This is a genomic window from Ideonella sp. P3_A4 (assembly GCF_056403075.1).
Window position 1 is genome coordinate 1 of record NZ_JBFUGE010000669.1, and the last position, 3,096, is coordinate 3,096.

General features: G+C 67.4%; 4 protein-coding genes and 1 pseudogene. 3 read left to right on the forward strand and 2 right to left on the reverse strand.

The genetic code is table 11. The features are described from left to right. Positions 1–43: 43 nt before the first annotated feature. Positions 44–850, reverse strand: coding sequence for an ABC transporter ATP-binding protein (locus AC1DYI_RS30845; protein WP_477207929.1), 807 nt, complete (start codon positions 848–850; stop codon positions 44–46). Continuing rightward, entirely contained in the window at positions 850–1,722 is an 873-nt protein-coding gene (locus AC1DYI_RS30850; RefSeq protein WP_477207930.1) for an MlaE family ABC transporter permease, read from the reverse strand. The genes AC1DYI_RS30845 and AC1DYI_RS30850 overlap by 1 nt, the downstream gene beginning before the upstream one ends. 287 nt (positions 1,723–2,009) lie before the next feature. On the opposite strand from AC1DYI_RS30850, the gene AC1DYI_RS30855 reads away from it, so the two are divergent. The 3 genes and pseudogenes from AC1DYI_RS30855 to AC1DYI_RS30865 all read left to right on the forward strand — a co-directional run. Continuing rightward, positions 2,010–2,456, forward strand: coding sequence for a hypothetical protein (locus AC1DYI_RS30855; RefSeq protein ID WP_477207931.1), 447 nt, complete (start codon positions 2,010–2,012; stop codon positions 2,454–2,456). Positions 2,457–2,497: 41 nt separating this feature from the next. Then, positions 2,498–2,929 carry a hypothetical protein gene (locus AC1DYI_RS30860; protein WP_477207932.1) on the forward strand — a complete coding sequence of 144 codons (432 nt, stop codon included), beginning with the start codon at positions 2,498–2,500 and terminating at the stop codon, positions 2,927–2,929. A gap of 47 nt (positions 2,930–2,976) precedes the next feature. Then, a pseudogene (locus AC1DYI_RS30865) lies at positions 2,977–3,096 on the forward strand (D-2-hydroxyacid dehydrogenase family protein); the annotation flags it as partial.

Here is a 3,096-nt window from a genome sequence, read left to right on the forward strand (position 1 = left end):
ACCCAGCCGTCCGAACGCACGATCATCACCATCTGGTCGAATCTCATTGGCAGTTATTTGTGGGACAGGACACCCGGCCCCGGTTGAGGAACTGCCGTACCTTCTCAGGCCCATGTTCCAACAGCGCCTTGGGCGCATCGAGTGCGGTCATTGTTTTTTCGTCGGCGTCCAGGAAAAGCAGCCGGTCGGCCACCGTGAAGATGCTGTGCAGTTCGTGCGAGACCAGCACCACCGTCGTGCCCTGCCCGTCGCGCAGCTGCAGGATCAGCTCGTCCAGCTGCGCCGAGGTTACCGGGTCCAGCCCGGCCGAAGGCTCGTCGAGGTAGAGCAATTCGGGGTCCAGCGCCAGCGCACGCGCAATCGCCGCGCGCTTGCGCATGCCCCCGCTCAGCGCCGGCGGTTCAGCGTCGAACTGGTCGGCCAGGCCCACCAACTCGAGCTTGGCGCGGGCCTGCTGCTCGCGCTCGCTGGCGTCGGCCTTGGAGAACATCTCCATCGGCAGCATCACGTTTTCGCCGACGCTCATCGAACTCCACAGCGCGCCGGACTGGAAGGCCACGCCAAAGCGCCGACGCAGGCGCGACTGCCGCTCGACATCGTCGCCGTGGATGCTGTCGCCACCGTAGCAAACCCGGCCGGCAGACGGCGTCTGCAGCCCGATCAGGGTGCGCAGCAAAGTGCTCTTGCCGCAGCCGCTGGCGCCGACGATGGCCAGTACCTCGCCACTGTTGATCTCGAAGTTCAGGTCGCGCTGGACCACCTTGGCGCCAAACGCCATCGTCAGGCCCTCGACCTTGACCTGGGCCTCACCCTCGGGCCGGGCTGGTGTCGGCGTGCTTGCGTTGTCCATCACCAATCCAGCCGCTGGAAGGCGATCGTCAGCGCCGAGGCGGCCACGACGATCCAGACGATGGACTGCACCACCGACGAGGTCACCGCCGTTCCCACCGCTTGGGCGCTGCGCCCGGCGTTCAGGCCCTGGCGGCAGCCGGACAACGCGACCAGCAGGCAGTACACCGTGCCCTTGCCGAGCCCGATCCAGACATGCGGCAGGGTCAACGCGTCCTGGCACTTGTACAGGTATTCCGTCGGCGGCACCCCAAAGATGACCAGCGCCACCAGGCCACCGGCCATGATCGACGTCAACGCCGCAAAGGCAGTCAACAGCGGCGCCATCATCAGCAGTGCCAGCATGCGCGGCAGCACCAGGTGGTCGACCGGGTCGATGCCCAGCGCGCGCAAGGCGTCGATCTCTTCGTTGGCCTGCATGCTGCCCAGCTGCGCCGCGAAAGCCGCGCCCAGGCGGCCGGACAGGATCACGCCGGTCATCAGCGCCGCCACCTCGCGCACCGCGCCGATGGTGACCAGGTCGGCGATGAAGGCCTGCGCCCCGACGCGCTGCAGCTGCACGGCGCCCATGTAAGCCAGGATCACCCCGACCATCCCGCTGACCAGCGCCACGATCGCCACACTGCGCGGCCCGGCCTGCTCGATCTGCCAGAACAGGTCGCTCCAGCGCATCGCCGCCTTGCCCGCGAACAGGCGCTTGACCGACAACAACACCTCGCCGATGAACTGCAGTGTCACCAAGGCGTCGTCCCACCACGCCCGGGCTCGCAATCCGAGCGCGGTGACCCAGCCCGGCCGCGGGCGGCGCGGCTTGGCGGGAGGGTCTGCTGGCTTGGTGGAAGGTGGCTGGTTGATCGCTTCGGACGTCGTCATCGGGCGCCTTATTCCTCCGGCAGGCTAAGAAGCAGTGTGCCTTGGCGCCATCGGCACCTGGCGGGTTCGGCTGTCGGACGGTGCCGACAAGGCAGCGGCAGTTTCCAGCACCCTTTGCCCGGCGGCAAGCGTCTCAACCAACCAGGCCAGCCGAACCAGCCAAGCTGTCATTTCGCCGACACGACTCGAAACAAGCCGGCACTTAAGCGCCTTTTCAAGGCTTCCGTCTGGTGCCTCAGTCCAACAATGGCCTCATGTTGAATGCCGCGATGTCCGATGTAAGGGAGATGAAGGCCCCCCGCCTCTTCCGACGCATCCTGAGCTCAGCCCCTGCCACCAGCACGCTGCCCAGCCGTACATCCATCCGCCCGCCCGCGGTCTGGGGCCAGGCCGAGCCGGTATGGAAGGCGCTGTGGAGCTGGCTGCGCCCGGGCCAGCAGCAGCCTGCCGAACGCCGCACCCAGACGCTGGACGACGCCCGGCGTGACTTCGCCAACTCCTTGGCCGACCTGACGACCGAAGACGCCTGCGACCTGCGCCGCCGTGGCCAATCAGCCCGCTCATTGCGTGAGCTGTGGCACCTGCGGGCCGACCTGTACAGCATGGTGGCGCGCTACCGCAGCCAGGGTGAGGCCGATCGGCGCCTGCAACTCGTGAACCGGCATTTCCCGATCAGCACCAAGCGAACCACCACCGCTTCCGCACCGCGGCAGGGGCAAGGGTTCGACGCATAAGACGCCCAGTGGACGACCGCAGCGCAGTACGGAGGTACCCCGTGAGCACCAAGAGACCCGATTTCGACGACACGGCCTACGACACGGTCCTCGACACCGGTTTCGGCCACGGCGGGTTGCCACAGGACCGCGCCGCGCGAATCGCCGCCCGACGAGCCTTCGTCGAAATGAAAACGTTGTTCCTGCGCGCCACCGTTCCGCTCGAAGACCGCAAGGGCGAATGGCTGCGCAACCAGGTCCGCCTGGCCAGCGACCCGATCGATCTGTGGATCCTGCGCGGCCCGGTGCTGCGCGCCCTGAGCCAGGACGACGGCCGCCTGCACCGCGGCCTGCGTGCCGAGCTTTACCGCAGCCTCGACAGCATCTTCCCCGAGGCCTTTGGCTTCGACCCCGGCGCCACGTTGCCGCCCACCATGCCCGCCCCCTGGGAGGCGATGGCCAACGAACCCCGAGCCGGCGGCTACATTCGCTGACGGCTGGCGGCCCGGGAGGGCCGAACCCCCGGTGCAAAATCGGGGGCGTGAACATCATCATCCTCGACGACTACCAGGACGCTGTGCGCAAGCTTCGCTGCGCCAGCAAGCTGCAGGACCTGAATGCCAAGGTGTTCACCAACACCGTCAAAGGCCTGGGCCAGCTG

Coding starts and splice junctions, on each gene's coding strand:
- AC1DYI_RS30845 (WP_477207929.1), bottom strand. CDS start 850: ATGGACAACGCAAGCACGCCGACACCAGCCCGGCCCGAGGGTGAGGCC.
- AC1DYI_RS30850 (WP_477207930.1), bottom strand. CDS start 1,722: ATGACGACGTCCGAAGCGATCAACCAGCCACCTTCCACCAAGCCAGCA.
- AC1DYI_RS30855 (WP_477207931.1), top strand. CDS start 2,010: ATGAAGGCCCCCCGCCTCTTCCGACGCATCCTGAGCTCAGCCCCTGCC.